Origin of the sequence: Planctomonas sp. JC2975 (genome assembly GCF_012985205.1) — a bacterium.
In the GTDB taxonomy this organism is placed as follows: Bacteria; Actinomycetota; Actinomycetes; order Actinomycetales; family Microbacteriaceae; genus Humibacter.
The window spans coordinates 2,758,891-2,775,682 of record NZ_JABEKS010000001.1 but is presented as its reverse complement, the minus strand read 5'-3'; the positions used below and the strand labels follow the sequence as shown (position 1 = coordinate 2,775,682).

Below are 16,792 nucleotides of genomic sequence, written 5' to 3'. Positions count from 1 at the left end.
GTGCAGGAGCGGCACAACGTCCTTCGGCATGCCGGGAGCGAGCACGTAGCATCCGAGGATGCCTGCTGAGCGCCCCGCCGAGCCCTCCGCGTACTTCGAGCGCACCGGAGCATCCGCGTTCCGTGCCACGCTCGCCGTGCAGGGCGCCTGGAACATCGACGAACAGCACGTCGCTCCGGCGCTCGGACTCATCGCGCACGTGATCGAGCAGGAGCATGCGTCGCGACGGCCGGACCGGATGCTGCTGGCCCGCGTCTCGTACGACATTCTCGGCGTGCTCCCGATCGAGGAGGTCGAGATCGAGGTGCGGATGCTGCGCCCTGGCCGCACGATCGAGCTCGTCGAGGCCGTGCTGAGCCACGACGCCCGGCCGGCGATCATCGCCAGGGCGTGGTGGATGCAGCGCAGCGACACCACGTCGGTCGCAGGATCCGGGATCCCGTCGCTCGCCCCGCGCGAGACGTTCGAGCCGTGGAGCGCATCCGCGGATTGGCCGGGCGGGTTCGTCGACACCGTCGAGACGCTGCGGCGGCAGGTCGAGCCGGGAAGGGCATCCTTCTGGCTGCGGCCGCGGATCCCGCTGCTCGAGGGCGAACCGATATCACCCGTCGCACGGCTGCTCGGCGTCATCGACATCGCCAACGGGATGACTGTTCGGATGCCGCCGACCCAGGTCGCCTTCCCGAATCTCGACCTCACCGCTCACTTGTTCCGCGAGCCGGCCGGCCAGTGGATCGGCGGGGACACGAGCGTCAGCTTCGGACCGGACGGCGCGGGACTCACGCACACCGTTCTGTTCGACGAGTCAGGGCCGCTCGGCGCATCGAGTCAGTCGCTGACCGTTCGGCCGTGAGGTCGGACCCGTCGGCTGAGGGCCGTCCGCGTCACCGCCACCGGTGGTCGGTGATGGTGGCGCGCGGCGCTCGTCTCGCCGGCGCACGTCCGGATGCCAGGATCAGACGCACCACGCGCTGACGCTGCCCGGCCCATGGTTCGAGGAGTTCGAGCATGCCGTCGTCGTCGGTCGGGGATCCGGTGAGCGCGAATCCCACGGTCTTGCTCAGGCCGTAGTCGCCCAGGCTGATCTGGTCGGGGTCGCCGTGCGAGCGCTGCAGCGTCTCCGCGGCCGTCCACACGCCGATGCCGGAGATCGTCCGAAGCTTGGCGGCGGCATCCGCTCCCCCGTCGTCGACGATGCGTTCCAGCGAATCAGCCGACCGGCTCGCCAGCACGAGAGTGCGCGACCGGTTCGGATCGACACCCAGTCGATGCCATTCCCACGACGGAACATGTCTCAGCGTGTGCGCCGACGGGCAGACCCGCAAGTCGCGAGGCACGAACCCCTCGTGCACGCCCGGCGCGATCTCGCCATACCAGCGAACGATGCGCGCCCACTCCCGGTACGCCTCGAGGCTGGTGACCTTCTGCTCGATGATCGCCGGCGCGAGCGCCTCCAGCACGCGCCGCGTGCGCGGCAGCCGCATTCCCTGCCGCCGGCGCAGCACTTCGGCCAGGAACGGATACCGCGCCACGTCGAGCGCACTCCAATCGTCCCCCGCGCCCAAGAGCTCGGGCACACCCCCGATCACCCACTCCGCACCCGGCCCCCACGCTGCGGCGTCGACGCCGTCCGGACGCTGTTCCAGTCGAAGCGTCACCGGACCGACGGGCGTTCTGAACGTGCGCCACACGCCCTTGGCGTCCCAGATGGTGGTCTGGTCGTAGGTGCCGCGGCCCAGGATCCCGAGCGTCTGCCGCAGGTCGATCGGCGTTCGCGGCCGGTACTCGCACGTCACCGGCCCGACCGGCCGGTCGTCGGATCCCGGTCGCGGATCCGCCGCGTCACCTGCGGTGGGCGCAGCGGCGATCGAGGACATGGATCCAGGCTACGGCGCCACCCCCGACAGTCAGACGGCTCAGCGCGCTTCGCCCGCGACCTTCGGGATCCGGCGGTCGAACACCGTCATCAGGATGAGCGCAACGCCGAGGGCGCCGACCACCCATGCCATGGTGTGGAATCCGGAGTCGGTCGCCTTCGCCCCGAACGCGAGGCCGATGAGGCTCGACGAGAAGATCGCGCCGATGTAGGCGAACGTGCGGTAGAGGCCGGATGCCACGGCGATCTCGTCCGCACGTGTCTGCGTGTAGAGCGACGCCTGGTTGGCGAAGCCGGTGAAGCCGTTCGCGACACCGACGAGCAGGCTCATGCCCACCGCGATCAGCCAGCTCGACTCGCTCGTGAGGAACAGGCCGACGGCGCCGGCACCGATCAGCGCTATCCCGCCGGTCACCAGCGGCCAGCGCACCCATCCGCGATTCGACACGACACGAGCGAGCACGATGCTCGCCGCCGACATCGGGAGCATGATCAGGCCGGCGGTCGCCGCATCCACGTGCATGCCGTCCTCGAGGAACTGGGGTGCGCCGTACATCATCGTGTACATGCCCAGCGCGGCGAGCGTCTGGCGCAGGTAGGTGCGCTGCAGGGGCGAGTTGCGGGCGAGCATCCGCACGTCGATCATCGGGCTCTTCGCGCGTCGCTCCCACAGGACGAGGGCTACCAGCAGCACCGCGAACACCGCGAGAAGCCACCAGATCGGCGCCTTCAGGTCGCCGAGGAAGACGAGCAGCGACACGATGGTGGCGGCGAACAGCCCGATTCCGGGCAGATCGAGGGCGGTGAGGATGCCGCGCCCGCCTCGTCGCTCGCGCGGAGCGTCCTTCGGCACGCCGAGCATGGTGAACAGGTAGGTGATGATCGCCACGGGCAGGTTGATGGCGAAGAGGGCTCGCCAGCCCCACAGGCCGACCAGGATGCCGCCGAGCGGCAGTCCGATCACCGCGCTCACCTGCGCGGCGATGGAGAAGTTGCCGAGCACTCGGCTCGGAACACCGGATCCGGTGGCGTCGGCACGGCGGCGCACGAGCGCCATCGCCGTCGGATAGGCAGCTGAGGTGCCGACGCCGATCAGGGCTCGAGAGAGGAGAAGGAATCCGAAGCTCGGCGCGAAGGCTCCGACCGCGCCGCCGACGAAGAGGATGACGATTCCGGTGAGGAACGTGCGCCGCGCGCCCAGCAGCGTGGAGATCTTGCCCATCGTCGGCTGCATGATGGCGCTGCAGAGGTAGAGCACCGAGATGAGGGTGGCCGCCGGCCCTGGCCCCAGGTGCATGTCGACGCCGATGCTGACGAGCCCGGTGGCGAGCGTTGCACTGTTGATCGGGTTGAGCGTCGAGCCGAGCAGGAGCGGCGCCGTGAAACGCCAGCCGAAGGGCTTCGGGACGGGTGCAGAGGCTGCCGGGACCGGAGCCTCGGGGACAGCGGCGGTCGCGGTGGGCGTGCGCTGCCCGTCGGGGGCGGCGTCGACCTGCACAAGGCTCGTCGGTTCGATGGATTGGGGTTCGATGGCGGGCGCCGACGACGTTGCGTCGCCGGTCCCGGAAGCGATTCGCTTCGGGTTCGTGGTGTGACTTCCTGTCATGGAGTTCTCGCATGCGATCGTCGACCGCAGCTACGGGTGGGGATCCCGTTCCGCTGTCCGTCCGTTCGACGGACCCCCGCGATCAGCCCGTTCGGCCGTCGACGACGCCGGCCAACAGTTCGATGCCGCGTCGGAGTTCCGCCTCTTCCGCGGCGTCGAGCGAGTCGCGGATCGAGCGCGCGAGCCAGTCGATGCGTGCTGCCCGGCCGGCGAGAAGGGCCTCCCTGGCCTGGTCGGTGAGCGCCCAGAGGTGCTGGCGCTTGTCGTTCGGATCCGGCTGGCTGCTCACCATGGACGCCTCGGCGAGCGTGGTGAGGATCGAGGCCATCGACTGCGGCTTCATGCCTTCTGCCCGCGCCAGGGCGGACAGCGTGGCGGATCCCTCGCGGTCGAGCCGCACCATCACGTTCTTCTGCGACGGCGTGTAGTCGCCGACCGTGCTCTGCTCGCGCAGACGACGGGCGAGCCTGCCCGACAGTGCACGGATGCTCTCCGCCAGCTCGGCGGTGCCGGTGAGAATGCCGGAGGTGCTCTCCGCACCCGGCAGCGACGTGGCATCCGCCGATTCGGACCCCCACCCCGCACACGCTCATCGATGCCGGTCGGGTTCGGGCCGAGACCGGTACCTGACGCGTGTGCGGACGGGGTGGCCATGTCTCTATGATACCAGATTCTTCAGTTTAACTGAACAGTTGGCCTGAAGAGTCGACCGATAACCCGCAGCAACAGCAGCAGCAGTGTCCGCGCTCTCAGCTCGAGAACAGCAGCAACTCCGCTGTTCTCGACGACGTTTGCTGCCCTCGGCGCTCGGGTCTCCCTGAATCGAAGACGGAGGACGTCACTCCCAGGTGCTGGGCGCCTCCGCGCGCGTGGACGGCAGCTTCACGTCGTCGCCCCAGCGCACCAGCCACTCCGGGAGCTCGAGGGCGGGCGGCACCTGGCCGACGGCATCCAGCAGGTCGGCGACCGGCACGGTGCCGCCGGTGCGCTTGAGGAACCGCGCCTTGATGAAGGCCTCGGCGTAGATCTCGCCGTTCACGACGGCGCGGTGCTGCATGTACGCGGCCTTGTCGTCGAAGCCGATGATGCGCGACTCGACCGTGAACGCCTGCCAGAGCTGAAGCGACTTGCGGAACGTGATGGTCTCGGACGCCACCACCGGGTACCACCCGTGGTCCATGAAGATCTTCCAGATTCCACTGCGACGGATGAGGTCGAACCGGCCGATGTCGAACAGCGAGAAATACACGCCGTTGTTCATGTGCCTGAGGATGTCGAGATCCGTCGGCAGCACGCGCAGCTTCGTCGACACGACGTCGTAGTGGCCGACCTGCTTGCCGAAGCGGGAGATCCAGGCATGCAGGATCGTGCGGAAGAGCATGTGCATGCGGTCACGCTATCCGCGTCGTGCACGATGCAGCGATACGCATGTCGGATTCCCACAACGCCGATCGGCGGGTCGTGGTGCCCACCGGTGCTCGTGCCCGAATGGGCACCGCTCCCGCGAGCGCCGGAGGGCGCAGCCGTCGCCTACAGGTGACGCTCCGCCGGCCCGTCGTACTTCGACAGCGGACGGATCAGCGCGTTCGACGAGAGCTGTTCGATCACGTGAGCGGTCCATCCGGTGACGCGCGCCGCCGCGAACAGGGGCGTGAAGGTCGCCGTGTCGAACCCCATGAGGTTGTAGGCCGGACCGCTCGGGTAGTCGAGATTCGGCTTGATGCCCTTGCGGGCATCCATCGCCTGCTCGAGTGCGGTGTAGAGCGCCAGCACGTCGGGCCGGTCGTAGTGCTCCACCAGTCGTTCGAGGGATACCTTCATCGTCGGGACGCGCGAGTCGCCGTTCTTGTACACGCGGTGACCGAAGCCCATGATCTTGCGTTTGCCAGCGAGGGCTTTGTCGAGCCACGCCTCGGCGTTGTCGGCGGATCCGATCTCCTCGAACGCCACCATGACGGCCTCGTTCGCCCCACCGTGCAACGGCCCCTTCAGCGCGCCGATGGCGCCGGTGACGGCGCTGTAGACATCCGACAGCGTGGAGGCGATGACCCTCGCCGTGAACGTCGAGGCATTGAAGGAATGCTCTGCGTAGAGCACGAGCGAGACGCGGAACGCGTCAACCACATCCGCGTCCGGCACCTCGCCGAACGTCATGTGCAGGAAGTTGCTGGCGTAGTCGAGGTCGTCGCGCGGCTCGACCAGCGACAGGCCGTGACGGCGACGCTGGTCGTAGGCGACGATGGCGGGGAGCTGCGCGAGCATCCGCAGCGCCTTCGGGTAGACGACCGCGAACGGATCGGCGAGCGCTCCGAACTCGGTATCCGAGTCGTCGGCGCCGATGACGCTGACGGCGGTGCGCAGCACGTCCATCGGGTGGGCGGATGTCGGCAAGTCGTCGATCGCGCGCCGCACGTTCGGCGGCAGCGAGCGCTGTCCGCGCTCGAGCGCCTCGAACGCCTCGAGTTCGTCGTCGTTCGGCAGCTCACCGTGCCAGAGCAGGTATGCGACTTCTTCGAACGAGCACTTCGCGGCCAGCTCCTGGACCGGATAGCCGCGGTACAGCAGCGAATTCGTCTCGGGGTTGACGCTGGAAATGGCGGTCGTGTCGACGACGACACCGGCCAATCCCTTGCGAATCTCGGGATCCTGCTCGCTCATGGTGCTCCTTCGCTCCGGTCAGGCCAGTCTTTCATGCGTACTGGTCGGCCCGACATGATCAGCCGCCCTTCTCACCTCGATCAGTGGTCGTGCCCTACGGCACATCGCTCGGCTGTCGGGACGAGCTCTCGAGAGCGCAGCACGCGTTTCGAGGCGGCGGCGTGTACGCCGCCGGAAGCACCACGCACCCTGCCGACCGCGGTGCGCCGGACGAGCGCCGCGCACACAACGATTCAGAACAGTCCCCGCGGGCTCTCCACCGAGGCCAGCACACCGTGACGCGCCGTGAAGCTCAGCCCGGGGAGTTCCTCGGCGGTGAGCTCGGGAAGTCGCTGCGCGACCTCCAGGAACCTGTCGATCTCGGACGCCTCGAGCACGTCGCCCGCCAGCGTGCGGAACTTCTTCACATAGTCGTCCCGTCCGAACGGTCGGGCACCCTGCGGATGCGCGTCGGCCACGGCGATCTCCTCGACGACCTTGGACCCGTCGACCATCGTGATCTCGATGCGCCCGCCGAACGCGTGCTCCTTGGGATCGAGCGAGTGGTAGCGGCGCGTCCACTCCTCGTCTTCCTGCGTCGTCACCTTGCGCCACAGCGCTACGGTGTCGGGACGCGAAGCGCGCTCGGGTGCGTAGGACCTGAGGTGATCCCACTCACCGTCCTGCAGCGCGACGGTGAAGATGTACGGGATCGAGTGGTCGAGCGTCTCGCGCGACGCGTTCGGATCGTACTTCTGCGGGTCGTTGGCGCCGGATCCGATCACGAAGTGCGTGTGGTGCGACGTGTGCAGCACGACGGACTCGATGCGGTCGGGGTCGTCGAAGATGATCGGGTATTCGTTGTGCAGCTTGCGCGCCAAGTCGATCCATGCCTGCGCCTGGTACTCGGCCGAGTGCTCCTTCGTGAAGGAATCGAGGATGGCACGCTTGGACTCTCCCAGGTCGGGCAGGGAGACGTCGTAGACAGCCTCCGGACCGTCGAGCAGCCACGCGATGACGCCGTCCTCGCCCTCGTAGATCGGGGTCGGGCTGGTCTCGCCGCGCATGGCGCGGTCGACGGATTCGATGGCCATCTTCCCCGCGAACGCGGGCGCGAAGGCCTTCCAGCTCGAGATCTCGCCCTTGCGGGACTGGCGCGTGGCCGTGGTGGTGTGCAGGGCCTGACCGATGGCCTGAAAGATCGTCTCGGCGTCGAGACCGAGCAGCGTTCCGATTCCGGCGGCGGCCGACGGTCCGAGGTGGGCGACGTGGTCGATCTTGTGCGCGTGCAGGCTGATGGCTCTGGCGAGGTCGATCTGGATCTCGTATCCGGTGGCGATGCCGCGCACGACGTCGAGCCCTGTGATCCCACGCTCGGTCGCCAGGTGCTGGGCGACGGCAACGATGGGCGGGATGTTGTCTCCCGGATGCGAGTACTCGGCGGCGAGGAACGTGTCGTGGTAGTCCAGCTCGCGCACGGCCACGCCGTTCGCCCACGCCGCCCATTCCACGCTGACACGTCGTGCGGCATCCGTTCCGAACACACTCGACCCGTCGCCGCCGACGGAGACGGGGTGCGCCAGCGCCTGAGCCCGCGCTGCCGCGACCGGATGCCGCAGCAACGAAGCCGCGGCGACGGCCGCGTTGTCGATGACGCGGTTGACGACCATGTCGGAGACCTCGGCAGAGACCTCCACCGGGTCGGCGGCGACCTGAGCGATCTTGAAGGCCAACTGCTCTTCACGGGGCAGGTTCTCATCGCTGCGGTGCGTGCGTACGTGCGTGATGTTCACCCGATCGAACCTACCGGGACCCGATGACGACGGCAGTACCGCGTCCTCCATCCGGGTGGATCTTCAGACTTGCCGGCCGGTCATTTGCTATGCGGCTTTTCTCCCTGATCAGCCCGCACTATTCTGTGGGGATGCCCTCCATCGCCACGCTCGGCGCGTTCGCCGTCGCCGCGTTCGTGATCATCATCATCCCCGGGCCCAGCGTGCTGTTCGCCATCGGACGGTCGCTCGCGCTCGGTCGTCGCGCCGGCATGCTGAGCGTGCTCGGCAACTCCCTCGGCATCATCCCGCTGGTCGCCGCCGTCGCGTTGGGGCTCGGTTTCATCGTGGCGCAGTCGATAGTGATCTTCACGGTCATCAAGCTCGCCGGCGCGCTCTACATCGTCTACTTGGGCATTCAGGCGATTCGGCACCGCAAGGACGGAGCACTGACCGCCGTCGCCAAGGGGCCGAAGAAGTCGGCGATGCAGATGCTCGGCCAAGGCTTCCTGGTCGGAATCAGCAACCCCAAACTGCTCGTCTTCTTCGTCGCCGTGCTGCCGCAGTTCGTGGACTTCCACGCCGGCGCCGTGCCGCTGCAGATGATGATCCTCGGAGTCGTCTTCTTCGTCATCGCTGTGCTGTCCGACAGCACCTGGGTCTTCCTGGCCGCGCTGGCGCGCGGGTGGTTCGCGAAGTCGCCCAAGAACTCCGAACGGCTCTCCGCGACGGGCGGCGTGATGCTGATCGGGCTCGGCGGAGTGCTCGCGCTGTCCGGCAACAAGAGCTGAGCCGTACTCGGCCGCCCTGCCCATCGACTCGTTTCGCCCGCTGGGGCGCGGGTGGTCGCTCGGGCTCAGACGGCCGCACCCGGCAGGGTGCCCTGTCCGTCCGCGATCGGGATCGCTGCGAGCAGGCGCCGAGTGTACGGATCCTGCGGGTGCGCCCACACGTCCTCTGCCGTGCCGAACTCGACGATGCGGCCCGCGCTCATCACGGCGATGCGGTCGGCGATCATCCTCACGACCGAGAGGTCGTGGCTGATGAACAACAGGGAGGCGCCCCGCTTGCTGGCGACGTCGCGCATCAGCGTCGCGATGCGCGCCTGCAGCGACGCATCGAGGGAAGCGATCGGCTCGTCGCCGATCAGCACGTCGGGCATCGCGGCTAGCGCCCGCGCGATGGCCACCCGCTGCCGCTGACCGCCGGAGAATTCGTGCGGGTAGCGGCGCGCGGCATCCGCGTCGAGCCCGACATCGGCCAGGAGTTCGGTGACGGATGACGCACCGCCGCCCGCCGCACGCCGTCCGTCTTCGACCTGGCTGCCGACGCGACGGCGCGGGTTCAGCGACGCATACGGATTCTGGAACACCATCTGGATGCGCCGCAGCCGCGCGGGTCGCGCGCGCATCCCCAGTTTCGGTATCGGTTCGCCGCCGAAACGGATGCGTCCGCCGGCAAGCGGTTCGAGTCCGCACACCGCACGAGCGAGTGTCGACTTGCCGCAGCCGGATTCGCCGACCAGCCCGAGCACCTCGCCGGGCGCCAGCGTCAGGCTGACGCCGTCGACGGCACGGAGCTCGGCGCGTCCGCTCTGCCGGTAGGTCACGGTGACGTCCTCGAGAACGAGTTCAGCGGGCATCGGGCACCTCCTGGTCGAGACCCGCTCCCGGAGGCGGGGTGTGCGGAAGCGACTCGATCAGTGAGCGCGTGTAGTCGCTGCTGGGATCCCTGATCACCTGGTAACGGTCGCCGTGCTCGACGATCTCGCCTTGATGCATCACGGCGATCGTGTCGGCGACCGACGACATGACGCCGAGGTCGTGCGTCACGAGCAGAACGGCGAGTCCGAGATCGTCGCACAGCTCCCGCAGAAGCCGCAGCACGCCGGCCTGCACGGTGACGTCGAGCGCCGTCGTCGGCTCGTCGGCGATGAGCACGCCGGGATCGCAGGCGATCGCCGAGGCGATCGCGATGCGCTGCAGCTGTCCTCCCGAGAACTGGTGCGGGTATCGCTCGAGCGCCTCGCGCGGGCTGGGAACGTGCACGCGCTCCAGCAGTCCGACGGCGCGGTCGCGGGCATCCTTCTTGGACAGGCCGAGGTGGTGGCGCATGTGGTCGGTGAGCTGGCCACCGAGCGAGATCATCGGGTGCAGGCTCGCGGTCGGATCCTGGAACACCATCGCGACCTCGCGTCCGCGCACCCGGTTCAGGGCGTGGGACCGGAGGGTCAGGAGATTCGGCACCGACATCCGCTCGCCGTTCAGCTCGACCGTTCCGCCGACGACGGAGCCCGCGGGCTGCAGCCCGCACACGGCGAGGCCGGTCATCGTCTTGCCGGATCCGGACTCGCCGGCCAGCCCCGTGACATGTCCGGCCGGCACCTCCAGGTCGATCCCGCGCAAGATGGGCGTCTCCGCCTGCTTCGTGGCGATGGTCAGCGTCAGGTCGCGGATCGACAGCCCGCGTGCGGCATCCGTCCCGCTCACATCGACACCTCCGATACCGCCTCGGCCGTGCGCGGATCGAGCGCATCGCGCAGCGCATCGCCCACGAAGTTGAAGGCGACGACCACAGTGAAGATGGCGAAGCCCGGGAACGCCGCCAGCCACCAGCTGCTGAACTGCTGCACGCCGTCGGCGACCATGGCACCCCATTCCGGCGTAGGTGGAACGGCCCCGAGACCGAGGAAGGACAGGCCCGAGAGCAGCAGGATGGCGTTTCCGAAGTCGAGCGTTGCGAGCACGAACACCGGCGCCGCCACGTTCGGAAGCACGTCTCGGGAGAGGGATCGGAACGACCCGGCGCCGAGCAGCCTGCCGGCCACGACGTATTCCTGTTGCCGCGCGGAGAGGACGAGCGCGCGCGTCACGCGCGCGTAGTTCGGCCACGAGACCACGAGGAGGGCGACGACGGCGTTGAGCAGGCTGGGGCCGAGGGATGCCGCCACGATCATCGCCAGGATGATCGTCGGGAACGCGAACACGAGGTCCGCGATGCGCATGATGACCTCGTCGACCACGCGGCCGAAGTATCCGGCGATGGCGCCGAGCACGGATCCGATGATCATCGAGGAGAGCACGAGGATCAGCGAGAGCGGCAGGGAGACGCGGGACCCGTACAGCGTGCGCGAGAGCACATCGCGACCGAGCACATCCGTTCCGAACCAGTGAGCCGCGTCAGGCGGTGCGAGCCGCGGGAAGTCCTGCGCGAGCGGATCGTACGGCGCGATCAGCGGGGCGAAGACGGCGATCACGAGCCAGGACACGATGACCACGACGCCGACGATGGCCATCGGACGCCGCCACTGCGGCGCGAGCAGCGGACCCCTCCGCCGCTTCCACGGTGGCGTCTTCATGATCCGGCGAGCGTCAGGACCTCCATCGAGGACGTGTCCGGAAGCCGCTTCGTCCTCCGGCGTGCCCGCACCGGCTGTGCGGTCGGCGTCTTTCGAATCGGCGGCTGTCCGGTCAGCGGCTGCATGATCGGCGGATGCCTGTGCACCGGCACTCATTGCACCCTCACTCTCGGGTCGATGAAGCCGTAGACCACATCGATGATGAAATTGATGGCGATGTACACGACGCCGACCACGACGCCGACGCCCATCACCGCGGGAAGGTCGAGCGTGGTCGCCGCCTTGTACGCGTACTGACCGAGGCCGCCCCACCCGAACACCTGCTCGGTGAGCACTGTGCCGGACAGCAGGGATCCGAACGCGAGGCCGACGATCGTGAGGATCGGCAGCAGGGAGCCGCGCAGGATGTAGCGGAACACCACGGTGTGCGCGGGGAGTCCCTTAGCGCGTGCGGCTTTGACGTAGTCCTGGGACAGCACATCCAGCACCCCGGAGCGGGAGAACCGCACGAGCAGACCGACCGTGTACAGGGTGAGCACCAAGCCGGGAAGGACCAGGTGGGACAGCGCATCCCCGAACGTGTCCCACTGCCCGGCGAGGAGGGCGTCAACGGTGTACATGCCGGTCACGGTCGGCGGCGGGGTCGTCGCCGGATCGAGGCGTCCGGCACCCGGCGCCCATCCGAGCAGGTAGAAGAACACGAAGAACAGCGCCACGGCGAGCCAGAACGTCGGGATCGAGATGCCGATCAGGCTGAACACGCGGATCACCTGATCCGATAGCCGGTTGTGCCGCAGCGCTGCCAGCAGCCCCAGTCCGATGCCGATGATCACGGAGAAGACGATGACGAAGAGCGCCAGCTCGGCCGTGGCGGGGAAGGCGACCGCGAGGTCCTGCGTGACCGGATTGTGCGTCTGCGTCGACGTTCCGAGATTGCCCTGCAGCAGGTGGCCGAGATAGATGAAGTACTGCACGACGACCGGCTTGTCGAGGCCCTGAGCCTCGCGGAACGCGGCAACGATCTTCGGATCGCCTGCCGCACGTTCGCCGAGCGCCGCCTGCACGGGGTCGGCCGGCACCAGGTTGGTCAGCACGAACGTGATGATCGTCACGCCGAGGACGAGCAGCAAACTGATGCCGAAGCGGATCCCGATGTAGCGGAGCAGCGGATGGCGGCGCCGGCCGGCACGGTTGGCACCGGCCGACGCCAGCTCGACTTCGCTACTTGATGGCAGCGAGGTCAACAGTCCACACGGGGTTCAGTTCCAGCGACGTGATGCTCGACGCCGTCACGACGTACTGCGCCGGCTGCACGACGGGCACGAACGGTCCCGTGGCGTTCTGTGCGCGCTGCCAGTCCGCGTACGCGGAAGCGCGGGCATCCCCGCTGGCCGCGAGCGCCGCCTGCTGTGCAGCGGTCACCGTGTCGTCCGCTCCCGCCTTCCAACCGGCGCGGAGACCGAGGTCCTCGCCGGGGTTGAACACCAGGTAGTCGGACGGGTCCGGGAAGTCCGGGCCCCAGTACATGATCCCGGACTGCAGCTTGCCCGCCCGATACGCGTCGAGGAACGTCGAGATCGGCGACGGAGCAAGCGTGAGCTTGATGCCGATCGCACCGAGCTGGGACTGGAGTGCCTGGGCCAGGGTCTCCATCTGGAGTCCGTTGATGGTGATGTCGTTCGGATACGAGAACGTCACGGACTGTCCCGAGTATCCGCTCTTCGCAAGGGCTGCCTTCGCTGCTGCGGCGTCGTACGTGTTGGTCGAGTCGGGCTTGATGGATCCGAGGAACTGCGAAGGCACCATGCCGCCCGGCTGCGTCGCGCCCTCGCCGGAGAGCGAAAGCATCTTGCTGTAGTCGATGCCCTTGCGCACAGCGGTGAGGAAGTCCTGCTTGTCGGTGACGCCGCCGGAGACTGCCGAGTCCTGGTTGAACCACAGGTAGATGAGGTCGGGCGAGACGCCCTTGATCACCTTCGTCTTGCCCGTGCCGAGGCCCGAGACCTGGTCGGCGTTGAGGTCGAGTGCGACCTGGCTGGATCCGGCCTGCACATTGATCTTCTGCGTCGGACCGGCGACGTTCTCGAGAACCACCTTGCTGTATGCGGGCTTGGGTCCTGCGTAGTGCGGGTTGAGCGTGAACACGACCTTGGTGTTCACGCTGTACGACGACAACATGTAGGGCCCCGAGCCTGCCGAGGTCTTGTTGAGGAAGGATTCCGCGGAATCCGACTTGGTCGTGGATCCGCCGTTCTTCTGCAGGAGCTTCGAGTCGACGATGCCGAGCGAGGGGTTCGGCAGGATGAACGGGAGCGCGGGATTCGCCGTTTTGCTGGTGAGCACGACGGTCGTGTCGTCCTTCTTCGTGACTGTGACGCCGTCGAGCAGGAACGACGGGTTGCCTGCGATGCCTTGCACGCGCTTCAGCGAGAACACGACGTCGTCGACGGTGACCGGGTCGCCGTTCGAGAAGTAGTGCTTGCCCTCCATCTTCAGGGTGAGCGTCTTGTCGTCGGATGACTCGGTGAACGACATGAGCGACGGCACCGGCTTCGTGACGTCACTGCCCTTGAACGTCAGAACCGTGTCGTACAGAGCACGGTCGACGATGGATCCGGTCAGCTCGAACGCGCGTGCCGGATCCGACGTCTTGAGGTCGAACGAGTTGTCCACGACGAGCGTCTTGCCGCCGCCGCCGGAACCGCCTCCGCCCGAGCAGCCGGCCAGCACAATGGCGGCACTCGCAGCGATCACGACCGCACCAGCGAGTCGACGGCCACGTGGGCTGAGTTGAGAGCGGATCATGGGTGCCTTCTCTCTTGGGTTCGCGGCGCAGCATCCGTGGGTGGATGCCGGGGGACCGCACGGATTCCTACACCGTAAGGGCGGTCCGTTTCGCCGACGTTTCGGCTCGCCTGAAACGGCGCGGGTTCGTTACAACGTGAGCACCGGAGGGCTCGTGAGACGGCCCGACTCGAAGGCGGCATCCGTCTCCGCGAGCACCCGAAGCGCGTTCGCGCCGGCGAGTCCGGCGAGTTCGCCGCTGCTCCAGCCACGTGCGGCGAGCTCCTCGAGCAGTGCGGGATAGCCGTCGACGCCCTCGAGTCCGGAGGGGAAGACATCCGTTCCGTCGAAGTCGCCACCGAGTCCGATGTGCCTCATCCCGGCGACGTCGCGTGCGTGCTCGACGTGATCGGCGACATCCGCGATCGTCACCGGCGGCATCGGCTCGCTGCGATCGGACTCGTACCACTGCCCGAAGTCCTCGCGCACGAACTGCGGCACGAAGGTGATCATCGCAACGCCTCCGTTGTGCGACAGACGCGCCAGAACATCGTCCGGGATGTTGCGCGGATTGTCCGCGAGCGCGCGAGCAGAGCTGTGACTGAAGATCACCGGAGCGGATGTCACATCCAGCGCCGCGTGCATCGTCGCGGGTGACACGTGGGAGAGGTCGACGAGCATCCCGATGCGGTTCAACTCCCGCACGTACGCCTTGCCACGCTCGCTCAGGCCGTCGTGCACTGCCTCGTCGGTCGCGGAGTCCGCCCAGGGCGACGTTCGGAGGTGCGTCAACGTGAGGTAGCGCACGCCCAGCGCCGCGTACATGCGCAGCACCGCAGGCGAGTCGTTCAGCTGATGGCCGCCTTCGGCCCCGAGGAGACACGCGATGCGGCCACGCGACCGCGCGTGCGCGACGTCGGCGGCCGAACGGGCCAGTTCGAAGTCGCCCGGGTAGCGGGCGACCAGACGATGCACCCAGTCGATCTGCTCCAGCGTCGCCTGCACGGCAGCGGCCCCTGATCCGTCGTCTTCGACGAACACGGACCAGAACTGCGCGCCGACTCCGCCACGACGCAGTCGCGGGATGTCCGTGTCCGTCGGGAGCAGCTCATCCAGGCCTTCGACGGAGTACTGGCGGTTCAGCCGGTTCTCGTATGCCCAGTCGTTGTGTCCGTCGACGATCGGGCACAGGTCGAGCGCCTCGGCGACGACGGCGGCAGTGTCACGAGGAGTCATGCGTCGAACCTAGGGCCAGCCGCGCCTGGGGTGTTGGAGCACGCTGCACGAACGGAGCGAGTCGGCCGGTTTCCGGCGGTGATCACTCGCACCGAGGCTCACTCGCGACCGAGGACGCGCCAATCGGCCCAGGGCTCAGGCCGCGGGCGGAAGATCTATCGGCGTGGTGGTCGCCTTCACGGATCGGGCAGGTCCGCTCTGCTTCACCCAGTCGCGGATGCCGATGAGCACCAGCACGAAGAAGATGCCGTAGACGATTCCCGAGAAGTACAACCCTGAGCTGACCGCGAGCGGCACTCCGACGACGTCCACCGCGATCCAGACGAACCAGAACTCGACCCAGCGGCGCCCCTGAGCCACCATGGCGATGACCGTGCCGACGAAGATCCAGGCGTCGCAGGCCACGAGCCACCACGGCGCTCCCGGATAGAACGACAGGTTCATCGACTTGAGCAGCAGCGTGACCAGCGCGGTGCCGACGAGCATCGAGGCGATGAGGACCATTCGCATGCGCCACGACGCCCAGCGAACGTGCACTTCACCCTGCTGCTGCTTGTTGCGGCCCCACATCGCCCAGCCCCAGCTGGCGACAACGATGATGATGATCTGGCGTCCCGCGTTGCCGAGCAGATGCACGTTGAGGCTCGCGATGAGCAGGAACACGGATCCGAGGATCTGCACCGGCCACGCCCACACCAACCGCTTGAGCGCCAGCACCACAGTGGCCAGCGCCAGGATGTTGCCGATGAAGTCCGACCAGTAGACCGGCAGCCCGAAGAGGCTGAACTGGGTGTTCAGCCAGGCGAAGGCGGTCAATCCGCTAGAAATCTGCTCGTGCATACGAAGCAACATTGTCGCCCATGCGCACCGTGGCCGTGGAACCTCATCGAGACGTCACAATGCGCGCTCGGGCACGCACCGGCATCGCGTTTCGCGACTTCTCGGCCGGGGACCCGCACGTGCGACGTCAGTCCGGATCGTCGAAGGCCGCTGTCGGCACCATGACCGCTCGCGCCAGCGTGTGGTAGTGCAGGTTGAAGCCCAGGACCGACGGCGTCGACTCGGGATCGAGGTCGAGCCGGTCGACGTCCACCGCGTGCACGACGACGTAGTAGCGGTGACGCCCGGTTCCGTCCGGCGGCTCGGCGCCGGCGAATCCGACCTCCCGGTATTCGTTCTTCAGCTGCAACGCTCCCGCCGGCATCGAGCCGCCCGCGCTTCCGGCCCCGCGATCGAACGAGGTCACCGATGGCGGGATGTTGTATACGGCCCAGTGCCAGAAGCCCGCGCCGGTCGGCGCATCCGGATCATGAATGGTCACCGCGAAGCTCTTCGTCCCTTCCGGGAACCCGCTCCACGACAGCTGCGGTGACGTGTTGCCCTTGCTGCCGCGATGCAACGCGGCAACCGGACGCCCGTCAGCGACATCCTCGCTCGTCACGGTGAACTGCGGCACGGCTCCGAACCGCTCATAAGGATCTTCGGCCACGATGCCTCCCTGCTCGTTTCGTGCGCACCGCGCA

The 16,792-nt window shown here is 67.7% G+C and carries 16 protein-coding genes; 2 read left to right on the top strand and 14 right to left on the bottom strand.

Going from position 1 to position 16,792, the window contains the following annotated elements; all coding sequences use genetic code 11:
- Positions 1-58: 58 nt before the first annotated feature.
- Positions 59-853, top strand: a complete 795-nt coding sequence (locus HII28_RS12690; RefSeq protein WP_170025714.1) for a thioesterase family protein — start codon at positions 59-61, stop codon at positions 851-853.
- Between the two features lie 31 nt (positions 854-884).
- On the opposite strand, the gene HII28_RS12685 is transcribed toward HII28_RS12690, so the two are convergent.
- From HII28_RS12685 to HII28_RS12660, 6 genes are all read right to left on the bottom strand, one after another.
- A complete protein-coding gene (locus HII28_RS12685) occupies positions 885-1,877 on the bottom strand; it encodes a DNA-3-methyladenine glycosylase 2 family protein (RefSeq protein WP_205864649.1) in 993 nt (330 codons plus the stop codon).
- Positions 1,878-1,916: 39 nt separating this feature from the next.
- Positions 1,917-3,482 (bottom strand): MFS transporter, encoded by a 1,566-nt coding sequence (locus tag HII28_RS12680; protein WP_170025713.1) that lies wholly within the window; start codon positions 3,480-3,482, stop codon positions 1,917-1,919.
- An 82-nt stretch (positions 3,483-3,564) separates the two neighbouring features.
- Positions 3,565-3,936 (bottom strand): MarR family transcriptional regulator, encoded by a 372-nt coding sequence (locus HII28_RS12675; protein WP_277348477.1) that lies wholly within the window; start codon positions 3,934-3,936, stop codon positions 3,565-3,567.
- 384 nt (positions 3,937-4,320) lie between these two features.
- Positions 4,321-4,869 (bottom strand): acyl-CoA thioesterase, encoded by a 549-nt coding sequence (locus HII28_RS12670; protein WP_170025712.1) that lies wholly within the window; start codon positions 4,867-4,869, stop codon positions 4,321-4,323.
- A gap of 143 nt (positions 4,870-5,012) precedes the next feature.
- Positions 5,013-6,140, bottom strand: a complete 1,128-nt coding sequence (locus HII28_RS12665; RefSeq protein WP_170025711.1) for a bifunctional 2-methylcitrate synthase/citrate synthase — start codon at positions 6,138-6,140, stop codon at positions 5,013-5,015.
- A 233-nt stretch (positions 6,141-6,373) separates the two neighbouring features.
- Positions 6,374-7,912: an MmgE/PrpD family protein gene (locus HII28_RS12660; protein WP_170025710.1), complete on the bottom strand. Its 1,539-nt coding sequence runs from the start codon at positions 7,910-7,912 to the stop codon at positions 6,374-6,376.
- A 131-nt stretch (positions 7,913-8,043) separates the two neighbouring features.
- Between HII28_RS12660 and HII28_RS12655 the strand changes: the two genes are divergently transcribed.
- Positions 8,044-8,682, top strand: coding sequence for a LysE family translocator (locus tag HII28_RS12655; RefSeq protein ID WP_170025709.1), 639 nt, complete (start codon positions 8,044-8,046; stop codon positions 8,680-8,682).
- Between the two features lie 65 nt (positions 8,683-8,747).
- Here HII28_RS12655 and HII28_RS12650 read toward each other — a convergent pair whose 3' ends face one another.
- The 8 genes from HII28_RS12650 to HII28_RS12615 all read right to left on the bottom strand — a co-directional run bounded on the left by HII28_RS12650 (position 8,748) and on the right by HII28_RS12615 (position 16,758).
- The gene (locus HII28_RS12650; protein ID WP_170025708.1) at positions 8,748-9,533 is read right to left on the bottom strand and encodes an ABC transporter ATP-binding protein; all 786 of its coding nucleotides are present in this window, start codon (positions 9,531-9,533) and stop codon (positions 8,748-8,750) included.
- Positions 9,523-10,380, bottom strand: a complete 858-nt coding sequence (locus tag HII28_RS12645; protein ID WP_346769296.1) for an ABC transporter ATP-binding protein — start codon at positions 10,378-10,380, stop codon at positions 9,523-9,525. The genes HII28_RS12650 and HII28_RS12645 overlap by 11 nt, the downstream gene beginning before the upstream one ends.
- Positions 10,377-11,249 (bottom strand): ABC transporter permease, encoded by an 873-nt coding sequence (locus tag HII28_RS12640; protein WP_170025707.1) that lies wholly within the window; start codon positions 11,247-11,249, stop codon positions 10,377-10,379. The genes HII28_RS12645 and HII28_RS12640 overlap by 4 nt, the downstream gene beginning before the upstream one ends.
- Before the next feature lie 152 nt (positions 11,250-11,401).
- Positions 11,402-12,493, bottom strand: a complete 1,092-nt coding sequence (locus tag HII28_RS12635; protein WP_240977347.1) for an ABC transporter permease — start codon at positions 12,491-12,493, stop codon at positions 11,402-11,404.
- Positions 12,471-14,054, bottom strand: a complete 1,584-nt coding sequence (locus HII28_RS12630; RefSeq protein ID WP_170025706.1) for an ABC transporter substrate-binding protein — start codon at positions 14,052-14,054, stop codon at positions 12,471-12,473. The genes HII28_RS12635 and HII28_RS12630 overlap by 23 nt, the downstream gene beginning before the upstream one ends.
- Before the next feature lie 129 nt (positions 14,055-14,183).
- Positions 14,184-15,269, bottom strand: coding sequence for a dipeptidase (locus HII28_RS12625; RefSeq protein WP_170025705.1), 1,086 nt, complete (start codon positions 15,267-15,269; stop codon positions 14,184-14,186).
- 135 nt (positions 15,270-15,404) lie between these two features.
- The gene (locus HII28_RS12620) at positions 15,405-16,085 is read right to left on the bottom strand and encodes a nicotinamide mononucleotide transporter family protein (protein WP_170025704.1); all 681 of its coding nucleotides are present in this window, start codon (positions 16,083-16,085) and stop codon (positions 15,405-15,407) included.
- A gap of 151 nt (positions 16,086-16,236) precedes the next feature.
- The gene (locus HII28_RS12615; protein WP_346769295.1) at positions 16,237-16,758 is read right to left on the bottom strand and encodes a YbhB/YbcL family Raf kinase inhibitor-like protein; all 522 of its coding nucleotides are present in this window, start codon (positions 16,756-16,758) and stop codon (positions 16,237-16,239) included.
- Positions 16,759-16,792: the final 34 nt, after the last annotated feature.

Excerpts from the sequence above, each read along its gene's own strand:
- HII28_RS12650 (WP_170025708.1), bottom strand. The coding sequence starts at position 9,533 with ATGCCCGCTGAACTCGTTCTCGAGGACGTCACCGTGACCTACCGGCAG.
- HII28_RS12690 (WP_170025714.1), top strand. The coding sequence starts at position 59 with ATGCCTGCTGAGCGCCCCGCCGAGCCCTCCGCGTACTTCGAGCGCACC.
- HII28_RS12665 (WP_170025711.1), bottom strand. The coding sequence starts at position 6,140 with ATGAGCGAGCAGGATCCCGAGATTCGCAAGGGATTGGCCGGTGTCGTC.
- HII28_RS12630 (WP_170025706.1), bottom strand. The coding sequence starts at position 14,054 with ATGATCCGCTCTCAACTCAGCCCACGTGGCCGTCGACTCGCTGGTGCG.
- HII28_RS12685 (WP_205864649.1), bottom strand. The coding sequence starts at position 1,877 with ATGTCCTCGATCGCCGCTGCGCCCACCGCAGGTGACGCGGCGGATCCG.
- HII28_RS12655 (WP_170025709.1), top strand. The coding sequence starts at position 8,044 with ATGCCCTCCATCGCCACGCTCGGCGCGTTCGCCGTCGCCGCGTTCGTG.
- HII28_RS12680 (WP_170025713.1), bottom strand. The coding sequence starts at position 3,482 with ATGACAGGAAGTCACACCACGAACCCGAAGCGAATCGCTTCCGGGACC.
- HII28_RS12670 (WP_170025712.1), bottom strand. The coding sequence starts at position 4,869 with ATGCACATGCTCTTCCGCACGATCCTGCATGCCTGGATCTCCCGCTTC.
- HII28_RS12625 (WP_170025705.1), bottom strand. The coding sequence starts at position 15,269 with ATGACTCCTCGTGACACTGCCGCCGTCGTCGCCGAGGCGCTCGACCTG.
- HII28_RS12640 (WP_170025707.1), bottom strand. The coding sequence starts at position 11,249 with ATGAAGACGCCACCGTGGAAGCGGCGGAGGGGTCCGCTGCTCGCGCCG.